Annotated in this window: 15 protein-coding genes; 9 read left to right on the plus strand and 6 right to left on the minus strand. The window is 64.5% G+C overall.

The window, feature by feature from the left end; genetic code table 11:
- Nucleotides 1-3 precede the first annotated feature (3 nt).
- Nucleotides 4-1,614 (minus strand): amidohydrolase family protein, encoded by a 1,611-nt coding sequence (locus AB7008_RS03180; RefSeq protein ID WP_441258413.1) that lies wholly within the window; start codon nt 1,612-1,614, stop codon nt 4-6.
- Nucleotides 1,611-2,429 carry a uracil-DNA glycosylase gene (locus AB7008_RS03185; RefSeq protein ID WP_441258414.1) on the minus strand — a complete coding sequence of 273 codons (819 nt, stop codon included), beginning with the start codon at nt 2,427-2,429 and terminating at the stop codon, nt 1,611-1,613. Before AB7008_RS03185 ends, AB7008_RS03180 begins: the two co-directional genes overlap by 4 nt.
- Nucleotides 2,430-2,676: 247 nt before the next feature.
- Between AB7008_RS03185 and AB7008_RS03190 the strand changes: the two genes are divergently transcribed.
- The 5 genes from AB7008_RS03190 to recQ all read left to right on the plus strand — a co-directional run bounded on the left by AB7008_RS03190 (nt 2,677) and on the right by recQ (nt 9,932).
- Nucleotides 2,677-4,263 carry an amidase family protein gene (locus tag AB7008_RS03190; RefSeq protein ID WP_441258415.1) on the plus strand — a complete coding sequence of 529 codons (1,587 nt, stop codon included), beginning with the start codon at nt 2,677-2,679 and terminating at the stop codon, nt 4,261-4,263.
- A 370-nt stretch (nt 4,264-4,633) separates the two neighbouring features.
- The gene (locus AB7008_RS03195; RefSeq protein WP_028159608.1) at nt 4,634-5,935 is read left to right on the plus strand and encodes an O-acetylhomoserine aminocarboxypropyltransferase/cysteine synthase family protein; all 1,302 of its coding nucleotides are present in this window, start codon (nt 4,634-4,636) and stop codon (nt 5,933-5,935) included.
- 12 nt (nt 5,936-5,947) lie between these two features.
- A complete protein-coding gene (gene metA, locus AB7008_RS03200; protein WP_441258416.1) occupies nt 5,948-6,949 on the plus strand; it encodes a homoserine O-succinyltransferase MetA in 1,002 nt (333 codons plus the stop codon).
- A 103-nt stretch (nt 6,950-7,052) separates the two neighbouring features.
- Nucleotides 7,053-7,796, plus strand: coding sequence for a polysaccharide deacetylase family protein (locus AB7008_RS03205; protein ID WP_038934348.1), 744 nt, complete (start codon nt 7,053-7,055; stop codon nt 7,794-7,796).
- Nucleotides 7,797-8,066: 270 nt separating this feature from the next.
- On the plus strand, nt 8,067-9,932 hold the full coding sequence (gene recQ / locus AB7008_RS03210; protein ID WP_441258417.1) for a DNA helicase RecQ: 1,866 nt from the start codon (nt 8,067-8,069) through the stop codon (nt 9,930-9,932).
- A gap of 187 nt (nt 9,933-10,119) precedes the next feature.
- Here the strand turns inward: recQ and AB7008_RS03215 are convergent, their stop codons facing one another.
- Nucleotides 10,120-11,133 (minus strand): 1-aminocyclopropane-1-carboxylate deaminase, encoded by a 1,014-nt coding sequence (locus tag AB7008_RS03215; RefSeq protein ID WP_441261178.1) that lies wholly within the window; start codon nt 11,131-11,133, stop codon nt 10,120-10,122.
- A 163-nt stretch (nt 11,134-11,296) separates the two neighbouring features.
- Between AB7008_RS03215 and AB7008_RS03220 the strand changes: the two genes are divergently transcribed.
- Nucleotides 11,297-11,761 (plus strand): Lrp/AsnC family transcriptional regulator, encoded by a 465-nt coding sequence (locus AB7008_RS03220; protein ID WP_014490456.1) that lies wholly within the window; start codon nt 11,297-11,299, stop codon nt 11,759-11,761.
- Nucleotides 11,762-11,786: 25 nt separating this feature from the next.
- On the opposite strand, the gene AB7008_RS03225 is transcribed toward AB7008_RS03220, so the two are convergent.
- On the minus strand, nt 11,787-12,362 hold the full coding sequence (locus AB7008_RS03225) for a hypothetical protein (RefSeq protein WP_248881104.1): 576 nt from the start codon (nt 12,360-12,362) through the stop codon (nt 11,787-11,789).
- Nucleotides 12,363-12,517: 155 nt separating this feature from the next.
- Here AB7008_RS03225 and AB7008_RS03230 point away from each other — a divergent pair, with 155 nt between their 5' ends.
- Nucleotides 12,518-13,078: a carboxymuconolactone decarboxylase family protein gene (locus AB7008_RS03230; protein ID WP_028159603.1), complete on the plus strand. Its 561-nt coding sequence runs from the start codon at nt 12,518-12,520 to the stop codon at nt 13,076-13,078.
- A gap of 16 nt (nt 13,079-13,094) precedes the next feature.
- Here AB7008_RS03230 and AB7008_RS03235 read toward each other — a convergent pair whose 3' ends face one another.
- The gene (locus AB7008_RS03235) at nt 13,095-14,678 is read right to left on the minus strand and encodes a diguanylate cyclase (RefSeq protein ID WP_441258418.1); all 1,584 of its coding nucleotides are present in this window, start codon (nt 14,676-14,678) and stop codon (nt 13,095-13,097) included.
- 463 nt (nt 14,679-15,141) lie between these two features.
- Here AB7008_RS03235 and AB7008_RS03240 point away from each other — a divergent pair, with 463 nt between their 5' ends.
- The gene (locus AB7008_RS03240; protein WP_039158278.1) at nt 15,142-15,390 is read left to right on the plus strand and encodes a hypothetical protein; all 249 of its coding nucleotides are present in this window, start codon (nt 15,142-15,144) and stop codon (nt 15,388-15,390) included.
- 85 nt (nt 15,391-15,475) lie between these two features.
- Here the strand turns inward: AB7008_RS03240 and AB7008_RS03245 are convergent, their stop codons facing one another.
- Nucleotides 15,476-16,411, minus strand: coding sequence for an alpha/beta hydrolase (locus AB7008_RS03245; RefSeq protein WP_441258419.1), 936 nt, complete (start codon nt 16,409-16,411; stop codon nt 15,476-15,478).
- 104 nt (nt 16,412-16,515) lie between these two features.
- On the opposite strand from AB7008_RS03245, the gene AB7008_RS03250 reads away from it, so the two are divergent.
- Nucleotides 16,516-17,403: a branched-chain amino acid aminotransferase gene (locus AB7008_RS03250; protein ID WP_441258420.1), complete on the plus strand. Its 888-nt coding sequence runs from the start codon at nt 16,516-16,518 to the stop codon at nt 17,401-17,403.
- The last annotated feature ends 7 nt before the right edge of the window (nt 17,404-17,410 follow it).

A 17,410-nucleotide genomic window follows, 5' to 3' on the forward strand; every position in this document is an offset into this window, starting at 1 on the left:
CGACTAGTAAAAGGCAGCGATCGCCGTTGCGATTCCCGCTGGAAGATTCGGCTCGTTCTTCAGCGTGTCCAGAAACGCGGGATCGCCTGATACCGTGAGGCCATCCAGCTTGATCGGGTGCAGCGGCTCGGCCGCTGCGGCGACCGCCGCCAAATCCGGGCCGGTCCTGACACCGTTATATTCCAGCCGCGGGCGGAGCTGGACGTTGTTGCCGAACTGCTCGTCGAGCGCGAGACGCCATCCGGTGCGTGATACCGCTCCGCGGGCGATCGCATCGCTCATGGCGAGGCTGTGCGGTTGCAGGGTGCCGAGATTGCCGAGCGCGGCACGGAGGCGGCTCGTCGCCTCCGCCAGCGTGATCCTCTCGATCCCGGGATCCTGGTCGGGCGAGGTGAAGTCGATCACCCGTGCGCTGCTGCCGATCTTGAGCGCCTCGCCGATTCCGCCCGCCTTCTGCATGACCGTCTTCGTCCCATAACGGGCTCGTCCGCCGATGGTGACCAGAACGATGTCCTGCTCGCGCGATTTGATCAGATGAGCGTAGGGATCGCCGGTGACTCCCTTGACGACCAGAAGGTCGGCGAACTTGCCATTGGCAATCGTTCCCAGCTTCGCATCCCACTTGAGGATCGCGGCCGGATTGCGCGTCGCCATCGAGACGATGTCGTAGTCGCTGAAGCCGAGATTGAAATGCGCGGATACGACCTTGGCCGCCTTCAGCTCGCCGAGCAGGTTCTTGCTGCCGGACGGCGACCAGTCCGAGCCGAGCGCAATGGTGAGGCCGGCCGTGCGCGCGGCAACGACATTGGTCGTCTTTCCGTAGAGCAGCAGATTGCTCAGGGGCGACCAGATGACCTTGGCATGGTTTTCGGCCATCGTTCCGAAGTCGGTCGCATCGAGTGCCGTGCAATGAATGCCGGCGAGCGAGGGCTCGATCGCCCAATCCCCCTCGGAATTGCGCAAGGCGAGGAAGTGGCTATGCGCCTTGGTGTCGATACCTTCGCTGAGATGCAGCAGGAAGCACGATGACGATTTCAGCTCGTTGTCGAACTTCGCCCAGTCCTCGGCATCGATGTCGGGAATCTTCGAGTGTGCCTTCGGCAGATCGGGCGGGCTGCCGATCTCGGCGGCGCGCAACGCGCCCTTGTAATATTTGTGGATCGTGCCGCTCCAGTTCGACAGCGTGATCCCCTGGCTCGTCGTCGTGCCCGCGACCATGCATTTGGCTTCGACATAGCGGACCAGGGCCGGCAGCAGCGAGCCGTCGTCGGCCAGCGCAATCGCGCCCATGGGGCCGGTCACCGACGTCTTGTACGATTTGGCATTTTGCCATTGGTCGCGATTGCCGTAGGGCTGCGGCACGCGCCAGAGCGGCAGGATGTTGTAGCTCAGGTGATTATGCAGCTCGATCAGGCCGGGATAGATGGTGCCGCCGGTCGCCACTGCAACGACGGCCTCGAAGCCTGCCGGGGCCGGCTGTCCCTTGGGTATGATCGCGGCGATGCGATTGTCCTCGATGAAGATCGTCCCGCTCTTGATGACGTCGCCCTCGGCGGTCATCGTCACGATCCGCCCGCTCAGGGCCCATCGCTTCGGGTTGGCAGTCGGGCTCATGGGATCACTCCGTCGGGGATGGTGATCGTGATCGTGCGCCGCTTGGTGGCCGCGTCGGCGCCCTGGCGCACGGCCCATGGGGTGTCGCCGCGCATCCACGCCGGCAGTCCGGCGGGAAGATCCTTTGCGATGATGTCGAAGAGCTCACCCGGTTTGAAGGCGTCGCCATATGGCACGAGCGTCGTCGGCACGTCGGGATGCTGGACCTTAGGTGCGAGAGCCGCGAGCGCGGCGTTCCACTTGGTCAGCATGATCTTGGTGTTCGCGGTCCGCGTCGCGTTATCGTGGGCCGAGCTTTCCGGCCAGGTCGGGTGGGTGATGTGCTGATACGCGAGGGTCTTGTAGGCCGCGCCGTCGGACGTCTTGAGCCAGGCTTTCCAGGCCTCGTCGGCGAGGCCGCCGAGCGAGACAACGGCCTCGACATTGCCGGGCGCGAGCACGGCCTTGAACCATTTGTTGCGATAGTCGACGATGCCCGGCTCGTTCTTGTGCTTGTTGCCGCCGCTCTGCCCATAGACGCTGTACAGGAAGGTGTTCACCATCACGTAGCTCCGCGTGATGCCGAGCTTGGCGAGAAAGCCTTGAGTGCGGCGGCCCGCGGTGCCGACCAGGATCCTGCGCACGATCGTCTCGTGCTGGGCGGGATCCTGACCGACGACGAGCACACGCGCCGATCCGTCGAGCCGGCCGCGGTGAAAGATCGGCCCCCATTCAATCCGGAAATCGTCGGGATCGTAGGTTTCAGCGGCCGGATAGTCGGCGCACAGATCGCGAAATGGCTGCTGGTCGTATCCGCTGTCGAATTCCACGAGCATGGCAAATGCTCCGATGTCGCTGTCAGATCGCTAGGTCAAAAACCTAATCGCCATGGCACAATCTTGGCGGTGGTTTGTTCCACCATTCAACCAGTATATGGGTCAGGACAGTGGGGCCAAAGGTTCATGCACGTCTCTCGCGCAGGCCCGTGGCAGAGCGTCGCGGCGACGCGCCATGCAGAAACGCGCCTGTACACGCTCGCGTGATCTCCATAACCTCCGCCGCGCAATTTTTTGGAGATGCGGCGTGGCGAAGAAGACGGCGACGAAGAAGAAAAGTGTTGCAAGGAAAGTAGCGAAGACCTCGGTCAAGACGAGCACCGCCCGCAAGGGGGCTGTTGCGAAGGCGGCCAAGAAGACGGTCAAGAAGACGGTCAAGAAGCCGGCGCCGCGCAAGTCGGCGACGGCGCGCCGTCCGAGAGGCCCGGTCTGGCAATGGTCCGCGGTCGACACCGCGGCCGCGATCCGCAACGGCGCGATCTCCGCGGTCGAGACCGTCGAAGCACATCTCGAACGGATGCGCGCCGTCAATCCGCGGTTGAACGCGGTTGTCGTCGATCTCAGCGAGGAAGCGCTGAAGGCTGCGCATGCGGCCGACAAGCAGCGCGCCAAGGGCGGCGCGCTCGGCCTGCTGCACGGCGTGCCCATCACGATCAAGGAGAATGTCGACTACGAAGGCCGGCCGAATTTCAACGGTGTGCCAGCCAACAAGGATTTTGTCGCGCCGTCGGACTCGCCCGTGGTGCGCAATCTCAAGAAAGCCGGCGCGATCGTCATCGGCCTCACCAACACGCCGGAATTCTCCTTCCGCGGCTTCACCGACAATCCGCTGCACGGGCTGACGCTGAACCCCTGGGACCCGAACATCACCTGCGGCGGCTCTTCGGGGGGCGCCGGCTCGGCGGTTGCGGCCGGCATCGGCACCATCGCCCATGGCAATGATATCGGCGGCTCGCTGCGCTGGCCGGCGCATTGCAACGGCGTCGCCACCATCAAGCCGACCCAGGGCCGCATCCCCGCCTTCAACGGAAGCGCCACGGCCGAGCGGCCGATGCTGGCGCATCTGATGTCGGCGCAAGGCCCGCTCGCCCGTCACGTCGGTGACGTCCGCCTCGCGCTCGATGTGATGAGCCAGCGCGATCCGCGCGATCCCTGGTGGGTACCGGCGCCGCTGGCCGGGCCGAGGCCGAAGGGACCGATCAAGGTCGCTCTGGCCAGGATCCCGGAGGATATGGACGTCGATCCGTCCGTCCGCGCGGCGCTGCGTCAGGCCGCCGATCACCTGGAGCGTTCCGGCTATCGCGTGACCGAGGTCGATGTCCCCGACATCGACGGGGTCTGGCAGACCTGGTGCGACATCATCACCAACGAGACCGTGGTGATGCAGGAGGCCGGCATGCTGAAGGTGACGTCCGAGGACTTCCACAAGGCCTGGGGCGGCATGAAGACCAAGGCCAATGTGCTCGATCTCAAGGCCTGGATGCAGGCGACGGCCGCACGCAACGGCCATATCCGCGCCTGGCAATTGTTCTTCGAGGAATATCCTGTCGTGCTGGCGCCGACCACGGTCAAGCCGACGCCGGGACCGCGCGACGACACCGTCAGTGCCGATCGCGTGAAGGAAATCTTCTGGGGCGAGATCCGCTTCATCTCCGCCATCAACGTGCTGGGCCTGCCCGGCGCGGTGGTGCCGGTGACCCTGCATGACGGCAAGCCGATCGGCGTGCAGCTCATCGCGGGACGCTATCGCGAGGACCTCGCGCTCGATGCGGCGGCCGCGATCGAGAAGCGTGCCGGTGTGCTCGCTCACCGGCTCTGGGACACGATGGAGTAAGGTACTCTCACCCTCTCCCCTTGTGGGAGAGGGTGGCTCGCCGCAAAGCGGCGAGACGGGAGAGGGGTCTCTCCCCACAGGCGAGCATTTAGCCGTATGGATAGATACCCCTCATCCGGCGCTTCGCGCCACCTTCTCCCGCAAGGGGAGAAGGGAAAGCACAGTCACTGCCGCGTTGGCTCGCAGCAATTCATTAATGCAATTCGATTCAAGTTTTAGCCAATTCACCAACAACCGTTAGGGTTACTTCCTCGATCTCTAGGCGAATTATTGTCCGCTTTACCACCCGCCTCTAACAGAGGAACGGCGGACAACGCACATGCCTCATACAGGTCAATAAGTGCGGCCCGCTCCACGCGGAGGTGGCACGATGCGCAACGAGACGATCGCTATTCACGCCGGCTACGAGCCCGAAGCCACCACGCACGCGGTTGCGGTGCCGATCTACCAGACCGCGGCCTATGCCTTCGACAGCGCCGATCACGGCGCCGCGCTCTTCAATCTCGAGGCCGAGGGTTTTCGCTACAGCCGCATCGCCAATCCGACCAGCGCGGTGCTGGAGAAGCGCATCGCCCAGCTCGAAGGCGGCGTCGGCGCGCTCGCGGTCGCGACCGGCCAGGCTGCGCTGCATTTCGCCTTCGTCAACGTCGCCGATCACGGCGGCAACATCGTTTCCGTGCCGCAGCTCTACGGTACCACGCACACGCTGCTCTCGCACATCCTGCCGCGGCAGGGCATCACCGGCCGCTTCGCCGAGAGCGACAAGCCGGATGCGATCGCAAAACTGATCGACGAGAACACGCGCGCCGTGTTCGCCGAGACCATCGGCAATCCCGCCGGCAATGTCTGCGACATCGAGGCTCTCGCCAAGATCGCGCATGCGCATGGCGTGCCGCTGATCGTGGACAACACCGTCGCGACCCCGATCCTGCTCAAGCCGTTCGATTACGGTGCCGACATCGCCGTGCATTCGCTGACCAAGTTTCTGGGCGGCCACGGCACCACGCTGGGTGGGGCCATCGTCGATTCCGGAAACTTCCCCTGGGCCAAGCACGCCGACCGCTTCCCGGCCTACAACAAGCCCGACGCCTCCTATCACGGCCTCGTCTATGCCGAGCGCTTCGGCCGGACCGCCTATATCGAGCGCGCCCGCAGCGTCTATCAGCGCACCATGGGTTCGGTGCTGTCGCCGTTCAACGCCTTCCTGCTGCTCCAGGGCATCGAGACGGTCGCGCTGCGCATGGAGCGCCACGTCGAGAACGCCCGCAAGGTCGCCGAATTCCTGCGCAAGGACTCGCGCGTTGCCTGGGTCAACTACACCGGCTTTCCGGACAGCCCCTATTACCCGCTCGTTCAGAAATACCTCGACGGCAATGCTTCCTCGCTGTTCACCTTCGGCATCAAGGGCGGCATGGAGGCTGGCAAGACCTTCTACGATGCGCTGAAGCTGATCACGCGTCTGGTCAATATCGGCGATGCCAAGTCGCTGGCGTGCCATCCGGCCTCGACCACGCACCGGCAGATGTCGGCGGAGCAGCAGCGCGTCGCAGGCGTGCTGCCGGAGACGATCCGCCTGTCGATCGGCATCGAGCATTCCGCAGATATCATCGAGGACATCGACCAGGCGCTCGAGAAGGCCTGCCCGTCGGCACGCCTCCAGGCCGCGGAGTAGGCGACCGCGCCGATGACGATCTTGATCGACAGGGATCAAGGGATATCGAGCCCGGCGCTGGTACCGGCCGAGGGCGATCTCGCGCGCGACCACGGTTTCGCCGATCTCACGATCGGTCTGATCAACAATATGCCGGATCCGGCGCTGAAGGCGACCGAGCGGCAGTTCATGAAGCTGCTCCAGGCGGCCGCAGGTCCGCGCCGCATTCGTTTCCATTGTTTCTCGCTGCCCTCGGTGAAGCGGTCGCCCGAGGCGAAATGGCATGTCGAGAGCGAATATTCGGAACTCAGCGAGCTCAGGCACCACAAGTTCGACGGGCTGATCGTGACCGGCGCCGAGCCGGTCGCGCCCGAGCTCGACCAGGAGCCGTATTGGCGCGACCTCACCGAGCTGATCGACTGGGCCAAGGTCAACACGCGCTCGACGATCTGGTCGTGCCTCGCCGCGCATGCGGCGGTGCTGCATCTCGACGGCATCGCGCGGCGGCGGCTCCCGACCAAATGTCACGGCATTTTCGACTGCGAAGCTGCGACGAACGATCCGCTGACGCGCGCTGCGCCTGCGCCCCTCAAGGTCTCGCATTCCCGCCTGAACGAGATCGCCGAGAGCGATCTCACGCAGGCCGGCTACGAGGTGCTGACGCGTTCGGCAAAGGCCGGCGTCGATATCTTCGTCAGGCAATATGCCAGCCGCTTCATCTTCTTCCAGGGCCACCCGGAATACGATGCGCTGTCGCTCCAGCGCGAATATCTGCGTGACATCGGCCGCTATCTCGCGCGCGAGCGCGAGACCTATCCGCATCTGCCCGTGAGTTATTTTGACGCAGCGACCGAAGAGAAGCTCGCCCGCTTCGAGAAGAAGGCGATCCAACAGCGCCACCCGGCGCTCACCAACGAACTGCCTGCGCTGAATCTGCGCGCCGATATCGCCGCCGGCAGCGCCGCGGCGGCGCTATTCCGCAACTGGCTGCAATATCTCGGTGCGGAAGCCGATATTTCGGTCCTGGCTCGCTAGACGAAGGGCGTTGGTTCCGCATTAGGATTACCCGGGCGTTGGGCTTGCCTCTACCAGCGCACGAATGTTTCAGTAGACAAATAGGGAATCGCAGGAAACGACGGTGTGGTCGGCACTCCAGGGACGCGTGAGCAATCGGCTGGCCCGGCATTTCCGTGCCGCGCCGCACCGGCTGCCTGCGCATGCGCCGATGGTGAGCTTCACGTTTGACGATGCGCCCGATAGCGCCGCAGGCGAGGGCGCCGCGCTTCTGGAGACGCATGGCGGCCGCGGCACGTTCTACCTCGCCGGCAGCCTGATCGATCGTCCGTCGGATCATTGGCACGGTCTGTCGAATGACGCGATCGTACGGCTTCACCGGGCCGGTCACGAGATTGCCTGCCATACCTTTTCGCACCAGAGCTCGGCCGATCTCGACGAGGCGGCCATGGCGCGCGAGATCGAGCGTAACCGCAGCCATTTCCACGCCATCGATTCCTCGATCGTGCTGGAGAACTTCGCCTACCCCTATGGAATCGCCTCGGTCTGGCGCAAGCCGCAGCTTGCAAAGGCCTTTCGCTCGGCGCGCGGCATCCTTCCCGGCGTCAATCGCGACGTCATCGACCTCCAGTTCCTGCGCGCCTCGCCCCTGGTCGATCGCGAGATCGATGTTGCGGGCGTCGATCGCTATTTCGACGAGGCGGTGGCGAGCGGCGGATGGCTGATCTTCTACGGCCACGACGTCGCCGACGCGCCAAGCCCCTACGGCTGCACGCCGCACCTGATGCGCCATGCGCTGGAGGCGGCCGGGAAGCGCGACATGCCGATCGTGACGGTGGCGGAAGCGCTGCGACGGATCGGGGCGTAGCTTCTTCACCTCGCCCCGCCTGCGGGGAGAGGTCGAATTTCGATCGCAGATCGAAATCGGGTGAGGGGGTACAGGTCCATCGGCAATCTCATGTGTGGAGAGAGGCCCCTCACCCAACCCTCCCAGCGCGAGCAAAGCTCGTCGCGGCCCCGTAAGAACGGCGAGAGGGAGAGGAAGCAGCGGTACAAGCCCCGCAAACAGTCTTGCCATGCCCGCGCGGTCATGCGACTGGCCTTGTGACGAATCCTACGGCCTTGCACCGACGCGCCCATGTCCGCTCCCTCCACCGCCCCGCTGCCTGCGCCGGCCAACGGCCGCGACGCGCTGTCGGTGCTGCATTCGGTGTTCGGCCTGCCGGGGTTCCGCGGCGCGCAGGGCGAGATCATCCGGCACGTCACGGATGGCGGCAATTGCCTGGTCTTGATGCCGACCGGCGGCGGCAAGTCGCTGTGCTATCAATTGCCGTCACTGCTGCGCGAAGGCTGCGGTATCGTGGTGTCGCCGCTGATCGCGCTGATGCGCGACCAGGTCGCCGGCCTGCTCGAGGCCGGGGTCAACGCCGCGGCGCTGAACTCGTCGTTGACGCTGCAGGAAGCTTCCGACATCGAGCGCCGCCTGATCGCGGGCGATCTCGACCTGCTCTATGTCGCGCCGGAACGCCTGGTGACGCCGCGCTGCCTGTCGCTGCTGGCGCAGGCGAAGGTCGCGCTGTTCGCGATCGACGAGGCGCATTGCGTCTCACAATGGGGCCATGACTTCCGCCCCGAATATGTCGGCCTCTCCATCATCGCCGAACGTTTTCCGAACGTTCCGCGCATCGCGCTGACCGCGACCGCCGACGAGCTGACCCGCAAGGAGATCGTCGAGCGCCTCCGGCTAGCCGACAGCCCGCAATTCGTCTCCAGCTTCGATCGCCCGAATATCCGCTACGAGATCGTCGACAAGCGCAATGCCGTGTCGCAGCTGAAGGAATTCATCCGGGAGCGGCATGCGGGCGACGCCGGCGTGGTCTATTGCCTGTCGCGCAATCGCGTCGAGGAGGTTGCCGCTGCACTCGACGACGCCGGCATTGTGGCGCTGCCTTATCACGCTGGGCTCGACAGCAGCATACGCTCGCGCAACCAGGACCGGTTCCTCAACGAGGACGGCATCGTCATCGTCGCAACCATCGCCTTCGGCATGGGCATCGACAAGCCCGACGTCCGCTTCGTCGCCCATCTCGATCTGCCCAAGAGCATCGAGGCCTATTATCAGGAGACGGGGCGCGCCGGCCGCGACGGCAAGCCGTCGGCGGCCTGGATGGCCTACGGTCTTTCCGACATCGTGCAGCAGCGCCGCATGATCGACGAGTCCAGCGGTTCTGACGATTTCAAGCGGGTGTCGATCGGCAAGCTCGACGCACTGGTCGGCCTCGCCGAGACCGCGCAGTGCCGGCGCAAGCGGCTGCTCGCCTATTTCGGCGAGGCGGAGACGGCGAACAATTGCGGCAATTGCGACAACTGCCTGGCGCCGCCCAAGATGCGCGACGGCAAGGTGCTGGCGCAGAAGCTGCTGTCCTGCGCCTACCGCACCGGGCAGCGTTTCGGTGCGATGCAGCTGATCGACGTGCTGATTGGCCGCCTCACCGAAAAGGTGACGCAGTTCGGCCACGACAAATTGTCCGTGTTCGGCATCGGGCGCGAGCTGAACGAGAAGCAGTGGCGCACCGTGCTGCGGCAGCTGGTGGCGATGGGCCATTTGTACAGCGACAGCGAAGCGTTCGGCGCGCTGAAGCTGACGGAGAGCGCGCGCGGCGTGCTACGCGGCGAGACCGAGGTGTGGCTGCGCGAGGAAGCGCCGGGCACGCGTGTTCGCGCGAGCCGGGCGAAATCCCGCCGTGGTGACCTCGCGCCTGCTGCCAACGCGCCACAGGGCGATGTCGATCCCGAATTGCGGGCGCGGCTGAGGTCCTGGCGTTCGGACATCGCGCGCGAACGCGGTGTGCCGGCCTATGTCGTGCTGCACGATGCCACCATCGACGGCATCGTCCGGGCCTGGCCGACGACGCTGGACGAGCTCCGCAACGTGCCCGGCATCGGCGACAAGAAGCTCGAGCATTACGGCGACGAGCTGCTCCAGATCGTCAGGACGCGGTAGGGCTTCTCGTCATCCCGGACAAGCGCAGCGAAGCGGAGCGCAGATCCGGGATCCATACCGCGTGATTTATCTTGGGGCACGCGGGGAGACGTTCTTCGCCAAACTACTCCCTGTGGTTATGGGTCCCGGGTCTGCGCTACGCTTGCCCGGGACGACAGCGAGTGGAGGCGCGAGGTACGGCGCCGCGTCAGCCGTTCCGGAATGCGTAACCGTAGCCGTTGAGCGCCGGCGCGCCGCCGAGATGGGCGTAGAGAATCTTTGCGCCCTTCTCGAAATGGCCCTTCTGGGTCAGGTCGATCAGGCCTTGCATGGATTTGCCCTCATAGACGGGGTCGGTGATCATCGCCTCTAACCGTGCGGTGAGGCGGATCGCTTCCTTGGTCTCTTCCGACGGCACGCCATAGGCGGGATAGGCGTAGTCCTCGATCAGAACGACGTCGTCTTCGACGATGTCCTTGCCGAGCTCGACGAGCTTTGCGGTGTTCTGTGCGATCGAGAGCACCTGCGCTTTCGTTTGCGCCGGCGTGAACGAGGCGTCGATGCCGATCACCTTTCGCCCGCGGCCGTCGGCGGCGAAGCCGACCAGCATGCCGGCATGGGTCGAGCCGGTGACGGTGCAGACCACGATGTAGTCGAACTTGAAGCCGAGTTCGGCTTCCTGCTTGCGCACTTCCTCGGCGAAGCCGACATAGCCGAGGCCGCCGAATTTGTGCACGGAGGCACCGGCGGGAATCGCGTAAGGCTTGCCGCCCGCCGCCTTCACCTCCTCGATCGCCTGCTCCCAGCTCTTGCGGATGCCGATGTCGAAGCCGTCGTCCACCAGGCGCACGTCGGCGCCCATGATGCGCGACAGCATGATGTTGCCGACACGGTCATAGACGGCGTCCTCGTGCGGGACCCAGGCTTCCTGCACCAGGCGGCACTTCATGCCGATCTTGGCGGCGACCGCCGCAATCATGCGGGTGTGGTTGGACTGCACGCCGCCGATTGAGACCAGCGTGTCCGCGTTCGAGGCGATCGCGTCGGGGATGATGTATTCGAGCTTGCGCAGCTTGTTGCCGCCATAGGCGAGGCCGGAATTGCAGTCCTCGCGCTTGGCATAGATCTCGACCTTGCCTCCGAGGTGCTTCGAAAGCCGTTCCAGCTTCTCGATGGGCGTCGGGCCGAAGGTCAACGGATAGCGCGCGAATTTGTCCAGCATCATTGGGGTATCCCGATTGGCGTTGATCTGGCCGCAGCGACTAGCACGCGTCACGAGAAATGTACTCTCGAATGCTGCATCGATATTGCATTCAATCTTGCGAGCTTTACTGCAATATCTAATATTTCTTCCAGAAAGGCATCAAATAGAGGAAGCTTCTTCCATGGCGTCCCGACTCGACCGTATCGATCTCAAGATATTGAGATTACTTCAGAATAACGGCCGGCTCAGTAACGCCGAACTGGCCGAAACCGTCGCCATCAGCCCCGCCACCTGCCATCGCCGCACCCAGCGCCTGTTCGAGGACGGCTTCATCGCCGCGGTCCGCGCCATGGTCGCCCCGAAGAAGGTGGCGAAGGGCACGCTGGTGATGGTCGGAGTCGTGCTGGACCGCTCGACCCCGGAAAGCTTTGCCATCTTCGAGCAGGCGATCGCAAAACTGAAATTCGTGCTCGACTGCCACCTCGTCGCCGGCGACTTCGATTACTTCCTGAAGATCCGCGTTGGCGACATGGAGGATTTCAACCGCATCCACGGCGAACAGCTGATCGCGCTGCCCGGCGTGCGCCAGACCCGCACCTTCTTCGTGATGAAGGAAGTCGTCGACAACGCGCCGCTGGAGTTTTGAGCGGGGCAGACGAGCAATCAGCCGATCAGGGACGACGCCTGCTCTGGGCTGCGCGCGGCCCACCTAGACGCGTACAGTGGAGCAGATAGGGGCCTTGTTCTCGCCATGCATCGGTCTTGGCGACCTCTTTCCATCCGCATTTCTCGGGATCTCGCTCAAAGTGCTTTGGCTTCGTTTCAATGAAAGGGCCTGTCTCCGTTTCGATCTTGTCGATGTTCCAATCGTAGACCAAGGCGGGTGCGCCTGGCTGGTGCGCATGACTTTCGAAGTAAAAGAATGGGTCTACTCCGATGTAGACCAGCCCTCCCAACCACGTACCTGGGCGAGCGTTGTCGGGTGGATTTCCATCGCAATAGATGAGAAGGCCGGCGTTCAGCACCCACCAGTCATCTTGCGCATGCACGACCTGGGCAACAATTTCGTAAGAGCTCTCGAACAGATGCGTGATTGACGGCGCTTTGTGGTCAGGTCGCCCGTACTTCGGAAGCGGGACGACTGGGCAGAATTCGAGCGCGAATGAGACGTTTGTCGCTTGCGCGAAATCACCATAATTGCCGTCTTGAATGATCCAATTATCAAGTCCGACGATTAGATCGGCCATCCCATGCCTCGCTAACGACAACTGACCGGACATAACATGGTTGTGTTCGCATCTCCATGCCACTTGCAAAATTAAACGATCGTCACGGCAACTTCACTTGCCTTGCACGCGCACGCGGGTGAGCGTCGCCTCTTCTCAACGAGGAGATCCCCGCCGTGCGCCTTCCCATTCTCGATCTGAAAGATCTGACCGACGAACAGAAGCCGCTCTATGACGACATGCGAGCCGGCATCAAGGACCACTTCAAGGGCTTCGTGAATATGCGCGACGACGGCGCGTTGCTGGGGCCCTGGAATCCCTGGATCCGCGAGCCGCGTTTCGGCAAGCCGGTGTGGGAGCTGGTCAAGGCGATCGCGTCGAACCCGCTGCTGCCGGCGCCGGTGCGCGAGGTCGCGATCCTGGTCACCGGTTCGCATTTCCGCTCCGGCTACGAGCTCTATGCTCATGTGCTCGTCGCCGAGCAACGCGGCCTCTCGGACGAGAAGCTCGCGTCCATCGTCGCGGGGCAGCGGCCGGTGGATCTCACCAGGCAGGAAGCCGTCGCCTACGACGTGGCGTCCTCATTGGTCAGCGGCGGCGTGCTGCCGGAATTGACCTGGCGCGCCGCGGTGAAGGAGTTCGGCGAGCATGGCGCGGCCGAGCTGTCCTATCTCGTCGGGGTCTACTGCATGGTCTCGGTCACGCTCAACACGTTCGACGTCCCGGTACCAGAGTAGACGCCGCGTCCTTCGATCACTCCGCCGCCTTGCTTGCAGGCGGCGGGGGCGCCCAGGCGATGCAGCGATTGCGGCCTTCGGCCTTGGCCTGGTAGAGCGCATCATCGGCCGCGCCCATCAGCGCGTCGATGCCGGACATGCTGACGGTGGCTTCCGCCATGCCGATGCTCACGGTGAGGCCGAACTGAACCTTGTCGGCAAAGACCTGCGCGCTCATCACGCGCTTGCGGATGCGTTCGGCTACCGTCCTCGCACGAGACAGGCTGGTCTCGGGCAGGAGAACCGCAAATTCCTCGCCGCCGAGGCGGCCGACGATGTCCGACTTGCGCTTGCCGTCGAGGCACGCGGCCGCAACCGCCTTGATCGCGGCGTCGCCCACCGCATGGCCGTAGCGATCGTTGACCGACTTGAAGTGGTCGATGTCGAGCATCAGCACAGAGACGGAGCGGTAATAGCGCTGAAAGCGGCTCCATTCCGCATCGAGGCTTTCGAGAAAGTGGCGGCGGTTGTAGAGGCCGGTGAGCGGATCGGTGGTGGCGAGCGTCTCCAGCATCGCGGCCTTTTGCGTCAGATCGGTGGTGTCGACATAGGTCAGCATGCGGCCGCCATTCGACATCGTGGTGCAATGGGCCCTGATGCGCCGGCCGTCCGGCGTCTGCAGGTCGCGCACGTGATCGCCGGCCTTGACCTCTTCGACGCGTCTCGCCGGAAATTTCGCGAGTTCGCTCGTTGGAAGATGGGGCGCGCTGGCGCGATGCAGGCGTCGCACCAGCGACGAATAGGCCGGCCGGTTCGCGGCCTCGTCTTCGCTGACCTCCCAAAAGCGCCGCATGCGCCGGTTCATGAAGGTGGCGCGCAGGTCGGGGTCGAGCAGGAGGACCCCATCTTGAACATTCTCCAGCGCATCGCGCAGCAGCTTCAGCTCGTCGGAATAGCGCACGATGTCGGTGACGGGCGTGTAGGTCAGCATGCGCCCGCCATCGGGCAACGGCGTTACCTGGACGCGCACGACATCGCCATTGGTCCGGCGCAGATCGATCGGCGTCGGATCACCCGCCTCGATCACACGAACACGCTCCGTGATCAGGGCGTCGAGGTCGGGGTCCGGCACCTCATAGGCTCCGGTGTCACGTCCATGATGAAGCAGTGTGAGAATCGATGGGTTGCTGTCGGCAACCTCGTCAGGCAGGCGCCACATCTGGCGAAACGACCGGTTGATCAGGCGCGCCCTGAGGCTCGAGTCGAGTAGCACGATACCGGTCGGCACATGATCGAGCGCGGCGCGCAGCGCCAGCATCTGGCTGCGCATCAGCGCGTCGGACGAGCGCTCCCGGTCCTCGCCGGCTGGTCGCTCGACGCCGCCCGGCCGCTCGAAGGCGACCCCGACCTGACGGTCCGATCGCCAGATCACGCGGCAGGTCAGGCTCTCGCGCCCTGCAAGCCTGAGCTGGAATCGCTCGGGCACGCCGATGCCGCTCTCCATCTCGAGCGTTGCAGCTTCCTCGGACAGCCGGCGCACGATGCAATCGATCGACGACTGGCCGAAATTGAAAAAGATCTTCCCAGCGAGGAACGTCCGTTCCGGGACCAAGCGGGACATTCTCAGCCTCCAAGGCGAAACGCGGTGCGAAAGGTCGGCCCAGTTTCGCGCAAGGATCCTTGCGGCGGTGTAACGCAATCGATGTTTTGGGATGAGGATTAACAGCCGGTTGACGCGCAATGCGAAGCGGCTGATGCCTTAGGCTTTGAGGCCGGTTCCGTACTCTACGCGGTACGCAACTGACTGTGGCCGCGGGCGATTTTCGATCAAGCGCAGCACCCGCAAATTGACCGGATGGCAGCGCGGCGAAGCCGGACGACGGGACTGGCTGCTATGGGACGCGTGACGATCCGACGCGTGGCGATTTGATGGCAAGATCGTTGTTGGATGGAACGTGATCGCTGCCCTGGTCAAGCGCTATCCGCAGACGATGGACGGCACGGATGTGCGCGGCTACCCTGCCGTGATCGCACTGACACACGCGCCGGCCGGAGTGCGGGCCGGACATTGGAAGGACACAGCCATGAACACGTCACGCCGCATCCTGCTCACCGGTCTGGCGGGCCTCGCTGTCGCTCCGACCGCGGTGGCGGCTAGCATACCGTCGGCCGAGCCCGGTGACGTGACGGTCGCCGAAGAGCGGTTCGCGCGCACGATTGCCGCCGCCCATGCCCCTGACGTCACTTGCGCACGGCAGGCCGAACGCTATGCGGATGCGCATTGGTTGGAATATGTCGTGGCGGCGCGGGCCGTGCTCGGCGCGCGCGCGTGATGCTTTCTTTCCTTCTCCCCTTGAGAAACCCCTCACCCGTCTTGCCGCTACGCGGCTCCACAGGGGGAGAGGGTAAGAAAGCGCCTCATTTCTCCACCGCCCGCCGGACCTGTTCGCCGATCTGCGACAGCACGAGCTGCGCCTGCGGCAGGATCGCGCCCATGGCGTGGAAATTGTGGACCATGCCGTCATGGCAGACGTGCTCGACCGCGACGCCCGCGGCGAGCAGCTTGCGCGCATAGGCGTTGCCCTCGTCGCGCATCGGATCGAATTCGGCGGTGTGGATGATCGCGGTCGGCAGGCCTGCAAGCCGCGTCGCGCGCAAGGGCGAGATGCGGGGGTCGGCGGTGTCGATGCCATCAGGCAGATAGTCGGCGAGATCGGCTTCGATGGTGGCGCGATCGATCAGATGGCCTTCGGCGAATGCCTCGCGCGACGGCGAAGTCTCCTCGAAATCCAGCACCGGGCAGATCAGGCATTGTGCGACGATCGAGAGGCCGGCGGTCTGCATCGCTTCCTGGCACACGATCGCAGCGAGCGTGGCGCCGGCAGAATCGCCGCCGACCACCAGACGTTCGGCGTCGATGCCCAGCGACGAAGCTTGCCGCGCGACCCATTCCGTGGCCGCGATCGCATCAATGACGGCGGCAGGAAATTTGTGCTCGGGCGCGAGCCGGTAATCGACCGAGACGAGGCGACAGCCGGTTACATGCGCCAACGCGGCCGCGATGCGGTCATGGGTTGCAATGCTGCCGGCCACGAGCCCGCCGCCATGAAAGAACATGAAGCCCGGCGCGCGGTCGCCGGCAGACGCGGGCGAATAAAGGCGGTAGGGCAGCTCTCCGCCGGGACCCGGAAGCGTGCCGTCGGCGGTGGTCACATCCGGCGCATCAGTGCGCGCAAACTGCATCAGCTTCGCCAGCGACTGCCGCCGCGCCTCGACGCTCGGCCGGCTCCGCCCCTGCGGGGCGGCCGCAGCCATCATGGTCAACAAACGCCTTGCAAGCGGATCGAGCGGCATGGATCCTTCTCCCCTTGTTGGAGAGGGTAACGCACCATATCCCGGCAGGGAATCATTTAGACATTGGGACAATAGTGCCCGGGTATGTCCAAGGGAGGCCGGTCATGGCCGAGATCAAGAAACCGATCGAATACTCGCCGAGCTGGACCTTCTTCGAGGGCAAATGGCACGACGGCAACGTGCCGATCATGGGCCCGCGCACGCATGCGGCCTGGCTCGGCTCGGTCGTGTTCGACGGCGCGCGTGCGTTCGAGGGCGTCGCGCCCGATCTCGACCGTCACGTCGCCCGCGCCAATCAGTCCGCGATCAATTTTGGCCTGAAGCCGGTGGTCGACACCGGCACCTGGCTTTCGCTCGCACACGAAGGCATCGCGCGCTTCGCCGCGAATGCCGAGCTGTACGTCCGCCCGATGTACTGGGCCCAGAACGGTTCGGGCGGCGGCGTGCTGTTTGACCCCGAGACGACCAATTGGTGCCTGTGCATCTACGAGGCGCCGATGCCGAAACCCGTCGGCAACGCCATCACGCTGTCGCCGTTCCGCCGGCCCACCGCCGAATGCGCGCCGGTCGAGGCCAAGGCCGCCTGTCTCTATCCGAACAATTCGCGGGCGCTCGCGGAAGCCGCCGGGCGCGGCTTCCAGAACGCGCTGATGCTCGACATGCTCGGCAACGTCGCGGAGTTCGGCAATTCCAACGTGTTCATGGCCAAGGACGGCGTGGTCTACACGCCGGTGCCGAACGGCACGTTCCTGAACGGCATCACGCGCCAGCGCGTCATCGGCCTGCTGCGCGGCGACGGCGTCACCGTGGTCGAGAAGACGCTGCGCTATGCCGACTTCCTCGCCGCCGACGAGATTTTCTCGACCGGCAATTTCGCCAAGGTCGCCCCTGTCATCCGCATCGACGATCGCGAGCTGAAGCCGGGCCCGCACTACACCAAAGCGCGCAAGCTCTATTGGGACTTTGCGCATGCGGTGAAGCTGGCGGCGTAGGGCGCCG

It is taken from the genome of Bradyrhizobium sp. 521_C7_N1_3 (assembly GCF_052075975.1).
Taxonomy (GTDB): Bacteria; Pseudomonadota; Alphaproteobacteria; order Rhizobiales; family Xanthobacteraceae; genus Bradyrhizobium; species Bradyrhizobium japonicum.

Coding starts and splice junctions, on each gene's coding strand:
- AB7008_RS03235 (WP_441258418.1), bottom strand. CDS start 14,678: ATGTCCCGCTTGGTCCCGGAACGGACGTTCCTCGCTGGGAAGATCTTT.
- AB7008_RS03225 (WP_248881104.1), bottom strand. CDS start 12,362: ATGGCCGATCTAATCGTCGGACTTGATAATTGGATCATTCAAGACGGC.
- AB7008_RS03240 (WP_039158278.1), top strand. CDS start 15,142: ATGAACACGTCACGCCGCATCCTGCTCACCGGTCTGGCGGGCCTCGCT.
- recQ (WP_441258417.1), top strand. CDS start 8,067: ATGTCCGCTCCCTCCACCGCCCCGCTGCCTGCGCCGGCCAACGGCCGC.
- AB7008_RS03185 (WP_441258414.1), bottom strand. CDS start 2,429: ATGCTCGTGGAATTCGACAGCGGATACGACCAGCAGCCATTTCGCGAT.
- AB7008_RS03215 (WP_441261178.1), bottom strand. CDS start 11,133: ATGCTGGACAAATTCGCGCGCTATCCGTTGACCTTCGGCCCGACGCCC.
- metA (WP_441258416.1), top strand. CDS start 5,948: ATGACGATCTTGATCGACAGGGATCAAGGGATATCGAGCCCGGCGCTG.
- AB7008_RS03250 (WP_441258420.1), top strand. CDS start 16,516: ATGGCCGAGATCAAGAAACCGATCGAATACTCGCCGAGCTGGACCTTC.
- AB7008_RS03220 (WP_014490456.1), top strand. CDS start 11,297: ATGGCGTCCCGACTCGACCGTATCGATCTCAAGATATTGAGATTACTT.
- AB7008_RS03195 (WP_028159608.1), top strand. CDS start 4,634: ATGCGCAACGAGACGATCGCTATTCACGCCGGCTACGAGCCCGAAGCC.
- AB7008_RS03180 (WP_441258413.1), bottom strand. CDS start 1,614: ATGAGCCCGACTGCCAACCCGAAGCGATGGGCCCTGAGCGGGCGGATC.
- AB7008_RS03245 (WP_441258419.1), bottom strand. CDS start 16,411: ATGCCGCTCGATCCGCTTGCAAGGCGTTTGTTGACCATGATGGCTGCG.